General features: G+C 73.7%; 10 protein-coding genes. 4 read left to right on the top strand and 6 right to left on the bottom strand.

What is annotated here, in order from left to right; translation table 11 throughout:
* The first annotated feature begins 1 nt into the window (after window position 1).
* Together IEZ27_RS19005 and IEZ27_RS19000 are read left to right on the top strand one after the other, a co-directional pair.
* Window positions 2-1,360 carry a serine hydrolase domain-containing protein gene (locus IEZ27_RS19005; protein WP_189648461.1) on the top strand — a complete coding sequence of 453 codons (1,359 nt, stop codon included), beginning with the start codon at window positions 2-4 and terminating at the stop codon, window positions 1,358-1,360.
* A 20-nt stretch (window positions 1,361-1,380) separates the two neighbouring features.
* The gene (locus IEZ27_RS19000) at window positions 1,381-2,613 is read left to right on the top strand and encodes an MFS transporter (protein ID WP_189648460.1); all 1,233 of its coding nucleotides are present in this window, start codon (window positions 1,381-1,383) and stop codon (window positions 2,611-2,613) included.
* Between the two features lie 22 nt (window positions 2,614-2,635).
* On the opposite strand, the gene IEZ27_RS18995 is transcribed toward IEZ27_RS19000, so the two are convergent.
* From IEZ27_RS18995 to IEZ27_RS18980, 4 genes are all read right to left on the bottom strand, one after another.
* Window positions 2,636-3,343, bottom strand: a complete 708-nt coding sequence (locus IEZ27_RS18995) for an SDR family NAD(P)-dependent oxidoreductase (protein WP_189648459.1) — start codon at window positions 3,341-3,343, stop codon at window positions 2,636-2,638.
* 65 nt (window positions 3,344-3,408) lie between these two features.
* Window positions 3,409-4,053, bottom strand: coding sequence for a response regulator transcription factor (locus tag IEZ27_RS18990; RefSeq protein ID WP_189648458.1), 645 nt, complete (start codon window positions 4,051-4,053; stop codon window positions 3,409-3,411).
* Entirely contained in the window at window positions 4,017-5,270 is a 1,254-nt protein-coding gene (locus IEZ27_RS18985; RefSeq protein WP_189648457.1) for a sensor histidine kinase, read from the bottom strand. Before IEZ27_RS18985 ends, IEZ27_RS18990 begins: the two co-directional genes overlap by 37 nt.
* Window positions 5,267-6,040, bottom strand: coding sequence for a CPBP family glutamic-type intramembrane protease (locus IEZ27_RS18980; protein WP_189648456.1), 774 nt, complete (start codon window positions 6,038-6,040; stop codon window positions 5,267-5,269). The genes IEZ27_RS18985 and IEZ27_RS18980 overlap by 4 nt, the downstream gene beginning before the upstream one ends.
* Before the next feature lie 198 nt (window positions 6,041-6,238).
* Between IEZ27_RS18980 and IEZ27_RS18975 the strand changes: the two genes are divergently transcribed.
* Window positions 6,239-8,080 (top strand): serine hydrolase domain-containing protein, encoded by a 1,842-nt coding sequence (locus tag IEZ27_RS18975; RefSeq protein WP_189648455.1) that lies wholly within the window; start codon window positions 6,239-6,241, stop codon window positions 8,078-8,080.
* An 18-nt stretch (window positions 8,081-8,098) separates the two neighbouring features.
* Here IEZ27_RS18975 and IEZ27_RS18970 read toward each other — a convergent pair whose 3' ends face one another.
* Window positions 8,099-11,959, bottom strand: a complete 3,861-nt coding sequence (locus tag IEZ27_RS18970) for a protein kinase domain-containing protein (RefSeq protein WP_189648454.1) — start codon at window positions 11,957-11,959, stop codon at window positions 8,099-8,101.
* A gap of 161 nt (window positions 11,960-12,120) precedes the next feature.
* Here IEZ27_RS18970 and IEZ27_RS18965 point away from each other — a divergent pair, with 161 nt between their 5' ends.
* The gene (locus IEZ27_RS18965) at window positions 12,121-13,404 is read left to right on the top strand and encodes an NAD(P)/FAD-dependent oxidoreductase (protein WP_189648453.1); all 1,284 of its coding nucleotides are present in this window, start codon (window positions 12,121-12,123) and stop codon (window positions 13,402-13,404) included.
* A 29-nt stretch (window positions 13,405-13,433) separates the two neighbouring features.
* Here the strand turns inward: IEZ27_RS18965 and IEZ27_RS18960 are convergent, their stop codons facing one another.
* Window positions 13,434-14,417 carry a BtrH N-terminal domain-containing protein gene (locus IEZ27_RS18960; protein ID WP_189648452.1) on the bottom strand — a complete coding sequence of 328 codons (984 nt, stop codon included), beginning with the start codon at window positions 14,415-14,417 and terminating at the stop codon, window positions 13,434-13,436.
* Window positions 14,418-14,443: the final 26 nt, after the last annotated feature.

Genomic DNA, 14,443 nt, shown 5'->3' with positions numbered 1-14,443 from the left:
CATGGACCGCCTCGACCTGCCGGGCCTGCTGGCCGAGTTGTCGCGCGGGCACCGCGTCCCCGGCGCCCAGCTCGCCGTCCACCGCGACGGCCGGACGACGACCGCCGAGTACGGCGTCCAGACCCCCGGCGGCCCGCCGGTGACGGCCGGCACCGCGTTCCCGCTCGGGTCGCTGACGAAGCCGTTCACCGCGACGCTGGCCGCCATGCTGGCCGACGACGGCGACGTGGGCTTCGGCACGCCGCTCGCCGGACCACTGCCCGAGCTGGGCCCGTACGCCGCGGACCTCACCCTGGGCCGGCTGCTCAGCCACACCGCCGGCCTGGCGGCCAACGCCGAGGACGCCGACCGCGCGCCCAGCAGGCGGGCGTGGGCCGAGGGGCACTGCGGGCCCGCCTGGCCCGGCATCGTCCCCGCCTTCTCCTACTCCAACGCCGGGTACGTCCTGGCCGGTCACCTGATCGAGTCCGTCACCGGGATGACCTGGTGGGAGGCGGTCGAGGACCTGCTGCTGGCCCCGCTGGAGATCACGCCCGCGTACGTGGCGGGCCCGCCGACGGCCCGGCGGGCGGTGACCGGCCACAGCGTGCACCCGTCCCGGGACGTGGCGGTGGCGGTGGCCGATGAGGAGTCGCCCGTCGAGGCCCCGGACGGCGCGCTGGCGCTCAGCGCCGCCGACCTGGTCACCTTCGCCCGCCTGCACCTGGGCGACCCGTCCCTGCCCGCCCTGCTCGGCGCGGACACGCTGCTGCGGATGCGCGTGGACCGGCTGGCCGGCGCCGCGATCGGCCCGTACGGCATGGCGGACGGGTGGGGACTCGGCTGGGCGATCCACCGCCGCGACGGCGTGGAGTGGTTCGGCCACGACGGCACGGGCGAGGGCACCTCGTGCCACCTGCGTGCCGATCCCGTCAGCGGCACGGTCGTCGCCCTGACCACGAACGCGAACACCGGCCTGGCCGTGTGGCGCGATCTGGTGGACCGGCTGGCGGCGGCGGGCGCCGGGGTGGGCGTCGAGGTGGGCGACCACCGCCCGCTGGCCGCCCTCGGTCCGCCCGTGCCGGGTCCGCCGGGCTGCGCGGGGGCGTACGCGAACGGCGCGGCCAGGTTCGAGGTGGCCGAGGACGGCGCGGGCCGCCTGAGCCTGCGGTCCACGGGCGCGATCACGTGTTTCCCCGGCCTGGTGTTCGCCGTCGGCGAGCCGCCGCCCCACGGCCGCACCGCGCACGCCGGCAGGTTCATCGCCGACGCCCCCGGCGGCAACGGCTTCGGCGGCTTCGGCGGCAACGGCGGCGGCGGCCGGATCGGCCTGATCCAAGTGACCGGACGGCTGGCCCGCCGCCTGCCGCCGGAGTCCTGAACGGGAGGAACACGTCGACCATGAAGGATTCCGCCGTCGAGCCCGAGCCGGCCCCGCTGTCGCGCAACAGGAGCTACGCCACGCTGTGGAGCGGGCAGTTCCTCTCCGAGCTGGGCAACGAGATCAACTTCATCGCGATCCCCCTGCTGATCCTGGCCATGTCCGGCTCCGCCCTGGAGGCGGGGCTGGCCTCATCGGTGGTGGCGGCCGGTCACATGATCGCCAACCTTCCGGCCGGGGTGATCGCCGACCGCTGGGACCGCAGGCGCACCCTGCTGATCTGCCAGACCGGGCGGGCGCTGGCGATGGCCTCCGTCGCCGCCGCCGTGTGGCTGGACGCCTACTCCTTCCCGCACATCCTGCTGGTGGCGCTGCTCGACGGCCTGCTCGGGGCCGCGTTCGAGCCGGCCGAGCAGGCCGCGTTGCCGCAGGTGGTGCCCGCCTCGCAGCTGTCGCGGGCGGTGGCGGCCAACACCGCGCGGCCGTTCATCGCGACCCTGGTGGGGCCGGCGCTGGCCGGTTTCCTGTTCGCCGTGCAGCGGGCGATCCCCTTCGTGGTGGACGCCGTCATGCTCGCGTTCTCCTCCGTGGCGCTGCTCTTCCTGCGGCTGCCCGCGCGTCCGGAACCGGCGGCCGGGGAGGAGGCCCGGGGGCCGGGCGGTGACCTGGTGGCCGGGTTCCGGTGGGTGCTGGGGCGGCGGGTCATCAGGACGACGCTGCTGTGGATGTTGCTGTCCAACCTGGTCTTCACCGCCCTGATCATCATCGTGCTGGCGACGTCCCACGAGGACCAGGTGGGCGCCGGGGTGATCGGGCTGAGCATGGCCTGCATGGGGGCGGGCGGGCTGCTCGGCGCCGCGCTGGCCGACCGGCTGCACGCCGCGCTGCCCGCGCCGGTCGTGATCGTGGGCTTCTCGTGGGTCACCGCCGCGCTGACGGCGCTGATGGCGGTCGTGCCGAGCGGGCTGCCGCTCGGGTTGCTGCTCGGCTGCGCCGCCTTCTTCGTCCCCGTGGCCAACACCACGATCCTGACGTACCAGATCACCGTCACCCCGGACGCGCTGCGCGGCCGGCTGACGGGCATCACCGGGTTGTGCGGCGGCGGGGCGGCGGCGCTCGGGCCGCTGCTCGGCGGGGCGCTGGTCACGGCGGGGACCGGCGGCATCCTGGCCTGCGCCGCCGCGCTCGCCCTCGTGGCGACCGCGACCACGCTCAGCCCGACCCTCCGTCGTTTCCCCACCGCCCGCGCCTGACCCCCAGGTCAGGCGGCCGGGGCTACCAGCCGAGGGCGCCCTCGGCGTCGAAGTAGCCGCCGGTGGGACCGTCGGGGCCGGTCAGCGCCATGCGGACGATGATCTCGGCGCCCTGCCCGACGGTCTGGTGGCCGGTGTTGCCGTTCAGGTCGGTACGGGTGAAGCCGGGTTCAACCGCGTTGATCCGCATCCGGGGGAACGCCTTCGCGTACTGGACGGTGACCATGTTGACGGCGGCCTTCGACGCCGGGTACGCGACGCCCGGGTAGGCGTACCCGATGGCGGCGGGGTCGGTCATGCGGCTGAGTGAGGCCAGGCCGCTGCTGACGTTGACGACGACCGGCGCGCCGGACCGCCGCAGCAGCGGCAGGAACGCGTGCAGCACGCGCACCATGCCGAAGACGTTCGTCTCGAACGTCCGGCGCATCATGTCGGCCGTCACATCGGGCGCGCCGACCACGTGACCGTCCCCCATCTCCACCTGGACGCCGGCGTTGTTGACCAGCACGTCCAGCCCTCCATCGGCCTCGACGGCACGGGCCGCGGCCGCCACGGAGTCGTCGTCGGTGACGTCGAGCGGCACGGCCCGCGCGCCCAGCCGCTCGGCGGCCCGTCGTCCGCGCCCGGCGTCACGGCTTCCCACGTAAACGGTGTGGCCCGCGGCCACGAGCCTGCGGGCCGTCTCGAAGCCGAGGCCCTTGTTCGCACCGGTGATCAGTGTTGTTGTCATGGCGCGACGCTAGGGATTCGCGCGCGCTCGAAGTCAACCCGGGCGCGGCGGGCTGCGCGCGGGCGTCAGCGCTTGAGGTAGGCCAGGACCGCCAGGACCCGGCGGTTGTCATCCGTGGAGGGGGCGATCCGGAGCTTGGCGAAGATGCTCGCGGTGTGCTTGGCGACCGCGCTCTCGCTGAAGTGCAGGGTGGCGGCGATGGCGACGTTGGAGCGGCCCTCGGCCATCATCTCCAGCACGTCGAGCTCGCGCGGGGTCAGGCTGTCGATCATGCCGCGCGCCTGGCTGCGGGACAGCAGCTTGGTGATGACCTGCGGGTCCATCACCGTGCCGCCCGCCGCGACCCGGGCTACGGCGTCGACGAACTGCTCGGTGTTGGTGACCCGGTCCTTGAGCAGGTAGCCGACCGCGCCGTCGCCGCCGGCCAGCAGTTCGTTGGCGTAGAGCTGGTCGACGTACTGGGAGAGCACCAGGATGGGCAGGCCGGGCCGCCGGCGGCGGGCCTCCAGCGCGGCCTGAAGGCCCTCGTCGGTGTAGGAGGGCGGGAGCCGTACGTCGACCACGGCGACGTCCGGCTTCTCCTCCAGCAGCGCGCGCAGCAGGGACGGCCCGTTGTCGACCGACGCCACCACCTCGTAGCCGTGCTCGCGCAGCGTCCTGGTCAGCCCGTCCCTCAGGAGGAAGAGGTCTTCGGCGAGGACAACGCGCACGGGATCTCCAGGGTCGCAGTGGTCGGCCCGCCGGGCGGGCTGTGCAGGGTGAGCACGCCGTCGAAGGACTCCAGGCGGCGCCGGAGCCCGCGCAGGCCGGTGCCCTTGGCAGGGTCGGCGCCGCCCTGGCCGTCGTCGGTGACGGTGACGCGCAGGCGCCGCCCGTCGTGGTCGAGGACGACGGCGACCGTCCGCGCGGCGGCGTGCTTGGCCGCGTTGGCCAGCAGCTCACCCACCGCGAAGTAGGCCGCCGACTCGACCGGTGAGGGCAGGCGGCCGGTCAACCCTACCTCGACGTGCACGTCCAGATGGCTGTCCAGCGCCAGCGACCGGACGGCGTCACCGAGCCCCCGGTCGGCCAGGACCGGCGGGTGGATGCCGCGTACCAGGTTGCGCAGGTCCTCCAGGGCGCGCGCGGACGTCTCACCCACCTCCAGCAGCAGCAGGCGGGCCGCCGCCGGGTCGCTGTCGAGGAGCCGGGTGGCGGCGTCCAGGGTCAGGCCGAGGGAGACGAGCCGGGCCTGGGCGCCGTCGTGCAGGTCGCGTTCGATCCGCCGCAGCTCGGCCGCCTGCACGTCGAGCACCTGGGCCCGGGTGTCGGTCAGGTGGGCGATCCGCCGGGTCAGCTCGACTCGGCGCGCCGACAACACCAGCCGGGTCCAGCGGGCGTGCAGGCGCAGGATCGGCGGCGCGAGGAGGAGCCCGGTGACCATGAAGACGGCCCCCAGGACGGCGGACGCCAGCATCGTCGGCGTGTCGTTCAGCGGGATGAACGCGTACCAGTTGCCGTCGCCGAGCAGCCGCCACACGAACGGCTGCACCAGCACGCCGAACGCGCCGTACCAGAGGAAGGCGAGCGGGATCGCGACGAGGCCCCCGCCGATCCACGGCTCCAGCCACGCCCAGACCAGGTCCCGCCAGAACCCCTCCGCGGCCAGGATCGCCCCGGCCCGCCTGCGCCTGCTCCACGAGCGGTCGCCGGCAAGCGGCTCCGACGGGGCGACGAGCGTGCCCGTCCACCGGAGGGCACGGTCGCGGGACCGGTCCGACAACGACCGCAGCCTGGTCGCGGCCGGCGCGAGCAGCCAGAGACCGGCGCCGACCGGCAGCAGGACGAGAGCCAGGACGACGAGTGATCCGACCGCCTGCGCCGCCACGGCGAGCAGCCCCGCGAGCTGGCAGCGCGCCACGGCGGCCAGTGTGTTTTTCCCCCTCATCGGAGGTGGATTCTAGCCGGTGCCCTCCATACCCAGATCAGCGCCGCCACCAGGCACGACACGCCGAACGCCGTGATCGGCGCCACCGCGCCGCTCTCCTCGTCCATGAGCAGCAGCAGGCCGAGGTTGATCAGCGTGTGGAAACCGCCGCTCAGCAGCAGCCGGTGGGCCCGCACCCGTTCCAGCGCCAGCCCCATCACGACCGACATGGACACCGTCGCCAGCAGGAACGCGCCCGCGTACGCCGGCGACTGGCCGAACACCGGCACGTGCCACACCCCCCACAACACGCCCACCGTGATCGACGTGGCCAGTGGGCCGAGCCGGCGGCGCAGCAGCGGCTGCAGCAGGCACCGCCAGCCGATCTCCTCCGCGCACGCCCCGATGAACTGCGCGACCACGATCAGCGCGAACGGGCTGCTCAACGCCCCGGGGGCGGTGAAGCGCACGTCGCCGGTCAGCAGCCCGTACGCGCCCGCGCCGAGCACCAGGATCAGCACGGCCGTGGCGAGCAGCAGCGGCCCGGTGGCGCCCACCCGGCCGCGGCCCACGGCGCCGGACAACACCGTACGGGCGAGCCCCGGCCACAACACCGCCACGACGAGGACACCCAGGGCCGGCCCGAACTGGGTGAGCTGGATGACCACGGCCGGGATCGGGGTGGCCGCCTGGGCCACGCCCAGCGCCCCCGCCGCCACGAAGGCGACGGCGGTGAACACCGCCGTCGGCGCCACCACGCCCCGGGCCGTCCCACGTTCTGTCAGAACCATGTGATCACGCTTTCGTCCAGTCGACAGGTCCAGTACCTGCAGGACGACGATCCCGCCCGGCGGGGCCGCGGGCACTGCATCTGCCAACCGGCTCGGGGTGTATCCAGGTACACCCCCGGCCTGGCCGGCGGTTGGTCCTCGGTGAGCATCTCTGCCAAGATCCATGCTGTTTCGCCCGTCTTTTGAGCGAGGAGTCCTGTGGACAGGAGACGTTTTCTCACGCTGACCGGCGTGGCCGGACTGGCGGCCGCCGCCGTGCCGGCCACGCCCGCGCTGGCGGCGGCCTACCCGTCCGCGGACTCGGGCTTGACGGCCGAGGCACACGCGAAGCTGATCGAGCTGGCCCCCTACGGCGTCACGGCGCTGGCCTTCACCCCGTCCGGCGGCTGGGTCATGGTCACGCAGGACGGGCGTTACTTCGCCCGCGGCATCCCCGACGCCTGCTACACGGAGCTGGGAGCGCTGCTCAAGGCGGGCCGGAAGATCAACGCGATCGCCTTCCCCCCGGCGGGCGGCGACCGCTGGGTGATCACCACCGACCGCGGGGTGTCGGCGCGCGGCCTGCCGGAGGCGTGCCTCACCCGCGTCAAGGCCTACTACACCGCCGGGCAGCAGGTCGTGGACGTGGCCTTCCCGCCCGCCGGCGGCGACCGCTGGGTGGTCGTCGCCGCCAACGCCTTCCAGGCGAACGGCGTGGACGACGAGTGTTACCAGATGATGCGCAACCTGACCCAGGGCGGCCGCCGGGTGACCCGCGTCGCCTTCCCGAAGGCGGGCGGCTGGACCGTGGTCGCGCAGGACGAGTTCTTCGCGCGCGGCATCGACGACGCCGCTTTCAAGAAGATGAACGCCCTGGCCGGCGGCGGCTGGCAGTTGCACAACGTGGCCTTCGCCCCCGGCGGCGGCTGGGCGCTGTGCAGCCGGGGCAAGGTGCCCGCGCTGCCCGCCGACCGGGTGCGGCAGTTCGAGAACGCGGTCGGCGGCTCGACCATCTGGCAGCGGATGAGCGCGTACAAGACGCCGGGTGTGGCGGTCGCGGTGGTCGTCGGCAACAAGATCGCCTGGTCCACCGGCTACGGGCGGCTGGCGGCCGGCGGCGCAGCCGCCGCGCATCCGGAGAGCGCGTTCCAGGCGGCCTCCATCAGCAAGGCCGTGGCCGCGGTGGGCGTGCTGCGCCTGCTGCAGACGCGCAAGATCGCGCTCACCGACGACGTCCGCCCGCTGCTCGGCTGGACGTTGCCGAGCCGCTCGTGTGTCCCGTCGTCGGCCGCGCCCACCGTCGACCAGCTCCTGACGCACCGGGCCGGGGTGATCGGGCGCGGCTCGACCTCGCCCGCCGGGGTCTGCTCCGGCTTCGACGCCGGCGGCGGCGGCTTCGCCGGGTACGCGGCCTCGGCCACGGTGCCGTCACTGCTGGAGGTCATGAACGGCGAGGGCAACTCCCCCAAGATCGAGCTGACCACCGAGCCGGGCGCCGAGTACCACTACTCGGGAGCCGGGTACGTGCTGCTCCAGCGCATGGTCGAGGAGACGGCCGGCATGCCGCTGGCCGACTACATGCGCCAGGAGGTGCTGGCCCCGCTCGGGATGACGACCAGCTCGTACGCGCTCTCGCCCTCGTTCGAGCTGGCCTCCGGCCACACCGCCGCCGGGGCGGTGATCCCGGGCGCCCGCAACCGCCACCCCGAGTCGGCCGCGGCGGGCCTGTACACGAACGTGCTCGACCTGTGCCGCCTGGTGTCGTACCTGAACCGGGCCTGGACCGCGACCGGCGACATCGCCGGCCCGCTCAGCCGCTCCTCGGCGCGTACGCTGCTCACCCAGGGGCCGCAGCCGGGCATGGGCCGCGGGCTGTTCATCGCCGGCTCCGGCACCCAGAACTTCTCCTACACCCACGACGGCTCCAACTACGGTTTCAGGTCGGTGTTCAAGGGTTATCCGGAGCTGGGCGCGGGCTACGCCGTCCTGGCCAACGGCAGCGACGCGGCGCTGGTCAACGAGGTCGCGGCGGCCGTCAGGTCGGTCTACGGCTGGGCGTAGGGACACCGCGGCCGGGGGTCAGCTCAGGTCCTGTTCGAGCTGCGACAGCCGTCCGGCCAGCCGGGCTGCCGTCGGCCGATCGGCGGGGTTCCTGGCGAGGGCGGCCGTCAGGAGCGGGCGCAGCAACGCCGGAGCCTCTCCGACGTTGGCCTTCCCCGCCGTGATGTTGTAGAAGATCACCTCGAGCGGCCCCTTGCCGAACGGCGGCCGGCCGGTGGCCGCGTACAGGAGCGTGGCCGCCCAGGCGTGCACGTCGACCGCCGGTCCGGCCTTGGCGCCCTCGATGATCTCGGGGGCGACGTAGCCGGGCGTGCCGATGAACATGCCCGTGCCAGTGAGCCTGGTGGAGTCCATGGCCTGGGCGATGCCGAAGTCGATCACGACGGGGGCGCCGTCCAGCAGGACCACGTTGGTGGGCTTCAGGTCGCGGTGGATGACCCCTGCGCCGTGCATGGCGGCCAGGGCCTCGGCCACGCCTCTGGCCACGCGGAGCAGCGGGCCGAGTTCCAGCGGGCCGTCCTCCTTGACGGTGACGTCCAGGGACCTGCCGGGGACGTACCGGGTCACGATGTAGGGCGGGTCGTCGCTCAGGTCCACGTCGAGGACCTCGGCCACGAACTCGTGGCGGACCTGGCGCATCACCGAGACCTCCCGGGCCAGGCGCTGCCGGGCGAGTTTGTCCCCGGCGACCTCGGGGCGCAGCGCCTTGATGGCCACCTGCCTGCCGGAACGGGGGTCGGCGGCGAGGTAGACCAGGCCGGTGCCGCCCTCGCCGAGGAGCCGGACGAGCCGGTAGTGGCCGAGGTGGCCCGCGCGCAGGCCGTCCCTCAGCGGGCCGCCCTTCAGTGAGCCGTCCTTCAGCGGGCCGTCGTCCAGTGGATCGGTGTCCGGGGGCGGCGGTGGGGCCGGCTGGTCCGGACGGTCGTTCTTCAGGCGCAGCCGGCGTGACCGGCCCAGGGTGACCGTGCTGCCGGGCCGGAGCGTCACCGGCTCGTTCGGCGGGATCTCCTTCGCCGCGGCCTCGTCCGGGAAGCGCACATGCGTGCCGTGGGCCGAGCCCAGGTCGATCACGTTGACGTCCCAGCCGTCCGGCTTCACCCGCAGGTGGCGGCGCGAGACCGTGCCCTCCTGGTCGGTCACCGTGACCGGGCGGGCCTCGCCCGCCGCGACCTCGGGCGCCGTCTCCGGCGCGCGCCCGATCAGGTACGTCGCGTCGAGCGGGAACGACGTCCCGTCGTCGAGGACAAGCGTCCCGAGCGGCGGCCGGGCCCCCTTGTACGGCACCGGCCCGCGCCGCGCCAGGGTGACCCCGCACACCGCGCACGCGACCAGCCGGGGGTCGTTGAAGTGCCCGTTGTCGCAGTCGACGCCGTAGACCTGCGCGTCGTCCGCGGGCACGTCGGGCAGCGGCGTGGTCTCCTCCACGGACCGCGGCCGGACGGGACCGGGCGTCGCCGCCAGGTCGAGCGCGCGGCCCTCCGGGGTGCCCGCCAGCGCGGCCAGCAGGTCGGCGGGACGCCGGAAACGTTCCTCCGGCTCGGCCGCCATCGCCTTGGCCACGATCTCCTGGAGGTGCGGGAGGTCGGCCAGCGGCGACAGGTCGAGCCTCCTTCCCAGGATCGCCGCGATGACCGCGGGGATGTTGTTCCCGCTCGGGTACGGGGACTGCCCGGTCAGCGAGAAGTAGAGGATGACGCCCAGCGAGTAGATGTCGGACCTGATGTCCACCGCCAGGTTCCGCAGCGCCTCGGGCGACATGTACGCGGGCGTCCCGACGCCGGCGGTCCCCGGGTCGGTGATCTCGGCCGCGCCCGTGCTCTTGGCGATGCCGAAGTCCACGATGACCGCGTCCTTCGACGGTTTCATCATGATGTTGGACGGCTTGAGGTCGATGCGGCTGACCCCGCGGCTCTCCAGGTAGCCGAGCGCCTGCGCGAGCTGCGCGCCCAGCCGGACCGCGTCCGCGGGCTCCAGCGGGCCCAGCCGGCGCACGACCTCGTTGAGCGTACGCCCTTCGACCAGTTCCATCACCAGGATGGGCCGGCCCTCGTCGTCGCCGGCGACGTCGTAGGTGCGGACGATCCTGGGGTGGTCGAGCCGGATGGCGATGGCGGCCTCCCTGCGCATCCGCTCCACCCCCTCGGCGTTGCCGAAGTGGAAGCGGCGCGGCACCTTCACGGCCACGTCGCGGGCGAGCACGACGTCCCGTCCGCGGTAGACGGTGCTCTGGCCGCCCTCGCCGATGAGCTCGACCAGCTCGTAACGGTCGCCGATGGTCCGCAACACGGACTCGACCAGGGGCGCGGGTCGCGCATCCGGCGTACGGACCAGCGTGACGTCCCCGGCGGGGACGCGCAGCGACACGTCGAGCGCGGCCCGCTCGCCCTCGTTGCCCAGGGCGATGCCGAGCAGGGCCTGCGTCAGCCCGTCCGCCAGCTTGTACGACACCAGCCCCGCGTCCGGATCGCCCCCGTAGTTCGTCGCGTCCGGCCGGCCGGGATCGCGGGCCACGCTCAGCACCCCGTGCGCCTCCAGGTGCAGCAGCAGCCGGTCGACGCTGGCGCGGCCGACGTGCAGCAGGGGATCGAGCTCGGGCTGGTCCGCCGAGCCGACGATGTCCATCGCGGTGAACGAGTCGCCCTGCTTCTTCAGGATCCAGTCGACGATGTAGTAGCCCGTGAGCCGCCACCGGTCCTCGTCGATCGGCAGCTGGAAGAGCCGGTCCCGGCCGCTGTCCAGGAAGAAGCGCTCCAGCAGCTCCTCCAGCCGGGCGTAGAACGCGACACGCTGCGCGTCCTGGTCGTCGATGACCAGGAACGGCCGGTCGCCCTCCCACCGGACCAGCTCGCCGAACTCCTGGAGCAGCCGGCGTGGGATCCCGCGCGCCTTGAAACGCAGGTAGCGGGCCAGTTGCTCGAACTCGGCCGGCCGGTCGTCGAGCACCGCCTCCAGCAGGAGGCCGGGCGCCTCCCACGAGCAGGGGACGTAGCAGCGCCAGGCGAACACGCTCTCGTAGACGCTGTTGCCCCGGCTGGTGTCCCGGACGACGTGGTCGTGCAGATCGGGACCGGCCACCACGAGGAAGTGCGCGCCCTGCGTGGTGAGCGTGTTCTTGAGGCTGCCCAGCAGTTTCTCGATCTCGTCGAGCCCGGAGGGGTCGGCGGTGAGCTTGTCCACCTCGTCGAGCACGATGATCAGATGCACCCGCCGCGTCGCGCGCGACCACGGGCGCCAGCGCCGCCGGCGGGTCGCCGGCCTGGCGAGCAGGCCGATGATGCGGGCCAGGTCGTGCTCGACGTCGGTGTCCGAATAGGTCAGGTACGAAGCCTCCAGCGCCAGCGAACGGGTGCGCTTGCCGGACAGGCCCGCGCTCGGGGACAACCACCCGGCCGGGCCGGTCAGCTTCTTGGCCGCCGGGCCCATGCCCACGTTGAACGTCGCCGTACGCTCGGAGGCGTCCGACTGCGTCTGCTTGAGCCCGAACGAGGTCCGTACGTGCGCGAGCAGCAGCGCGCGCCGCGCGCCCGCGTCGAGGCGTTGCAGCACCCGCCGGTCGTGCAGCGCCTCGTAGGTCCGCCTGACCACGGCGAAGAGCAGCTGGTCCGGGGTCATCGGGCGGGCCACGTTGAGCGCGATGGGCACGACGAGCTCGTCCTTGGGCCGGGCGGCGGAGATCTCCTCCACCGCGCGCATGACGACCGTGCTCTTGCCCACGCCCCGGAACCCGGTGATGAGGAACGTGCCCCCGCGCGACCAGCGCAGCCGCTGGTCGAGCTCGTCGATGAGCTTCGCGTTGCCCAGCAGCGGCATCGACTGCTCGTCGTGCCGCAGCGGCTCGTGGATGTAGCGGAACGACCCTTTGAGCGGAACCCTGAGCATCCTCACACCCCTGCGCCGCGCGGAAGAACACATCCCCTGAGACGAACGAGGGCGCCGGATTCACGGTTCCTCTGGGAGTACCGTACGCGCCCGCTCGCCCCCTTCGCCGCCCTACGGCCGGGCCGGTGTCTGAGCGGCGAGGTCACGGGTAGTGCCCTGACATGGACAATCGGGGAACGCGGGCCGTCATCGTCGTGGGGGCCGGAATGGCGGGGCTGGCCTGCGCCGTGCGACTGCACGAGGCCGGGGTGCCGGTACGGGTGCTGGAGGCGTCCGACGGCGTCGGCGGCCGGGTGCGCACCGACATCGTCGACGGCTTCCGGCTGGAACGCGGTTACCAGGTGTTCAACACCGCCTATCCCGAGGCCCGCCGGGTGCTCGATCTCGACGCGCTCGACCTGCGCCCGCTGGCCTCGGGCGTGATCGTCCAAGGGGCCGCCGGGGCCAAGGCCAGGGTGATGTTGCCGTGGCGGCACCCCCTGCACGCGCTGAGCGGGCTGCTGACCGGTCTCGGCACGCCGCGCGACGACGCCGTGCTGGCCGCCCTCACCGCACGCGACCTGCTCCTTCCCGCCTCCGCGCTGCGCGGCGGGCCGGACCGGCGCACCGACGACGAGCTGCGGGCATGGGGCATGTCCGACAGGATGATCGACTGCCTGATGCGTCCCTTCCTGGCCGGAGTGCTCCTCGAACGCGACCTGGAGACCTCCAGCCGGATCTTCCACCTGTTCTGGCGGTCGTTCGCGCGCGGCACCATCGGCCTGCCCGCGCTCGGCATGGGCCGCATCCCGGAGCAGCTCGCCGACCGGCTGCCGCTGGGCGCCGTCACCCTGGGCGCCCGGGTCACCGAGGTCTCACCCGACGGCGTGCGGCTCGCGGACGGGGCCACGGTCGAGGCCCCCGCCGTCGTGGTGGCCGCCGACCCGCGGGTGGCGGGCGAGCTGCTGAGCGAGATCGACGTGCCGCCGATGCGCGCGGTGACCACCTTCTACCACGCCGCTCCCCGCTCGCCCGTACGCGAGCCGATCCAGATCATCGACGCCACCGGGGCCGTCACCGACACGCTGGTCCTCACGGACGCGGCCCCCGAGTACTCCGCCGACGGGCGGGCGCTGGTGTCCACGTCGGTCCTCGGCCTGACCACCGACGAGGGCCCGGTCCGGCGGCGCCTCGACGAGATCTACGGCGACACCTCCGGCTGGGAGCACGTGGCCACGTACCCGGTGCCGGCGGCGCTGCCCGCGATGCGGGCGCCGTACCCGCTGCGCCGGCCGGTGCGGCTGCGCGCCGGCCTGTACGTGTGCGGCGACCACCGCGATACCGGCTCCCTCCAGGGGGCGCTGGTGTCCGGGCGGCGGGCCGCCGAGGCCGTGCTCGACGATCTCCCGGCCCGTCGCGCGGGCAGCCTCACGTACGTCGACCGGGCCGTGGTGCGGCCGTACTGATCGGGGTCGCCGGCCGCTGCCGATCGGGGTCACAGGTCGCGCAGCGCGGACATGGCGTCCCGTTCGAGGCGGGCGAGGTCGCGCAGGACGGCTCCGGCCTGTTCCAGGTACGCCGGGTCGTGGCCCTCGCCGGCCTTCGCGATCAGGGCGGCCACGTCGGTCCACAAGGTGGCGGCCTCGGCGTACAGCCGGTGGCCGGTGCGCAGGCGGTCGTCGTCCACGAGGTCGGCGCACTCGGCGAGGAAGTCGCGGTACAGGGCGCGGAACAGCGCGCCGCCGGTGCCGCCCCGCTCCATGAGGAGGGCGGCCTGCCGCAGGTCCCGGGCCGGTTCCTGCGCCCGGAGCAGCCAGCCGGGCACCAGGCGGGCGGCCTTGTCGATGCCGCGATGGCCCAGGTTGGCGATGGGCGCGGCGAGGAAACCCTCGGCGCAGGCCCTGATCGCCGGGACGACCTGCTCCTGCCAGGCGGGCGGGCCGTCCGGCAGGGTGACGGCGAAGGAACGGTTCCTGGCGGTCATCGGGCCGCGTTCCGCCCTCGCCGCCGCCAGCCCGGCCAGGCTCGTGCGGACCGCGCCGCCCTGGGGGGCGGTGTCCACGAGGTACGCCTGCTGCTCGTCGTAGCCGTACATGGCGACGACGTGGCCGCCGAAGTGCACCTTCGTCCCGAAGTAGTCCAGGTGGTAGGAGTCGAGCTGGAGGCCGACCGGCTGCCCGGCGTCGATGCGCGCGGCCACGTTCTGCCACGCCTTGCGCGCCGAGCCGGTCTCCTCCACCAGCAGGGTCAGCCCCAGCCTGGCGGCCAGGTTCCTGGTGAGCTCGAACGGCTTGACGCGCCCGCCCATGAACGGGAAGTCCATGGCCTTGGCGTCCCAGTAGACGAACGACAGACCCGCGCCGAGCCCGAACAACATCGGCTCGGACAGATCGAGCCCCTGGTGCCGCAGCAGCACGCCCAGGGTCGTCGTCTCGCAGTGTTCCAGGCCGCGCGCGTCGATGCCGTCCACGATGGTCATGCGTCGTTCTCCTCGGTTGCGGGGTC

Source organism: Nonomuraea spiralis, assembly GCF_014648435.1.
In the GTDB taxonomy this organism is placed as follows: Bacteria; Actinomycetota; Actinomycetes; order Streptosporangiales; family Streptosporangiaceae; genus Nonomuraea; species Nonomuraea spiralis.
The sequence above is the reverse complement of the archived record's forward strand: the minus strand, read 5'-3'. Positions and strand labels throughout refer to the sequence as shown.

Bases quoted from the DNA above. Each gene is read 5' to 3' on its own strand.
- IEZ27_RS18965 (WP_189648453.1), top strand. From the start codon at position 12,121: ATGGACAATCGGGGAACGCGGGCCGTCATCGTCGTGGGGGCCGGAATG.
- IEZ27_RS19000 (WP_189648460.1), top strand. From the start codon at position 1,381: ATGAAGGATTCCGCCGTCGAGCCCGAGCCGGCCCCGCTGTCGCGCAAC.
- IEZ27_RS19005 (WP_189648461.1), top strand. From the start codon at position 2: ATGGACCGCCTCGACCTGCCGGGCCTGCTGGCCGAGTTGTCGCGCGGG.
- IEZ27_RS18970 (WP_189648454.1), bottom strand. From the start codon at position 11,959: ATGCTCAGGGTTCCGCTCAAAGGGTCGTTCCGCTACATCCACGAGCCG.
- IEZ27_RS18960 (WP_189648452.1), bottom strand. From the start codon at position 14,417: ATGACCATCGTGGACGGCATCGACGCGCGCGGCCTGGAACACTGCGAG.
- IEZ27_RS18985 (WP_189648457.1), bottom strand. From the start codon at position 5,270: ATGAGGGGGAAAAACACACTGGCCGCCGTGGCGCGCTGCCAGCTCGCG.
- IEZ27_RS18980 (WP_189648456.1), bottom strand. From the start codon at position 6,040: ATGGTTCTGACAGAACGTGGGACGGCCCGGGGCGTGGTGGCGCCGACG.
- IEZ27_RS18995 (WP_189648459.1), bottom strand. From the start codon at position 3,343: ATGACAACAACACTGATCACCGGTGCGAACAAGGGCCTCGGCTTCGAG.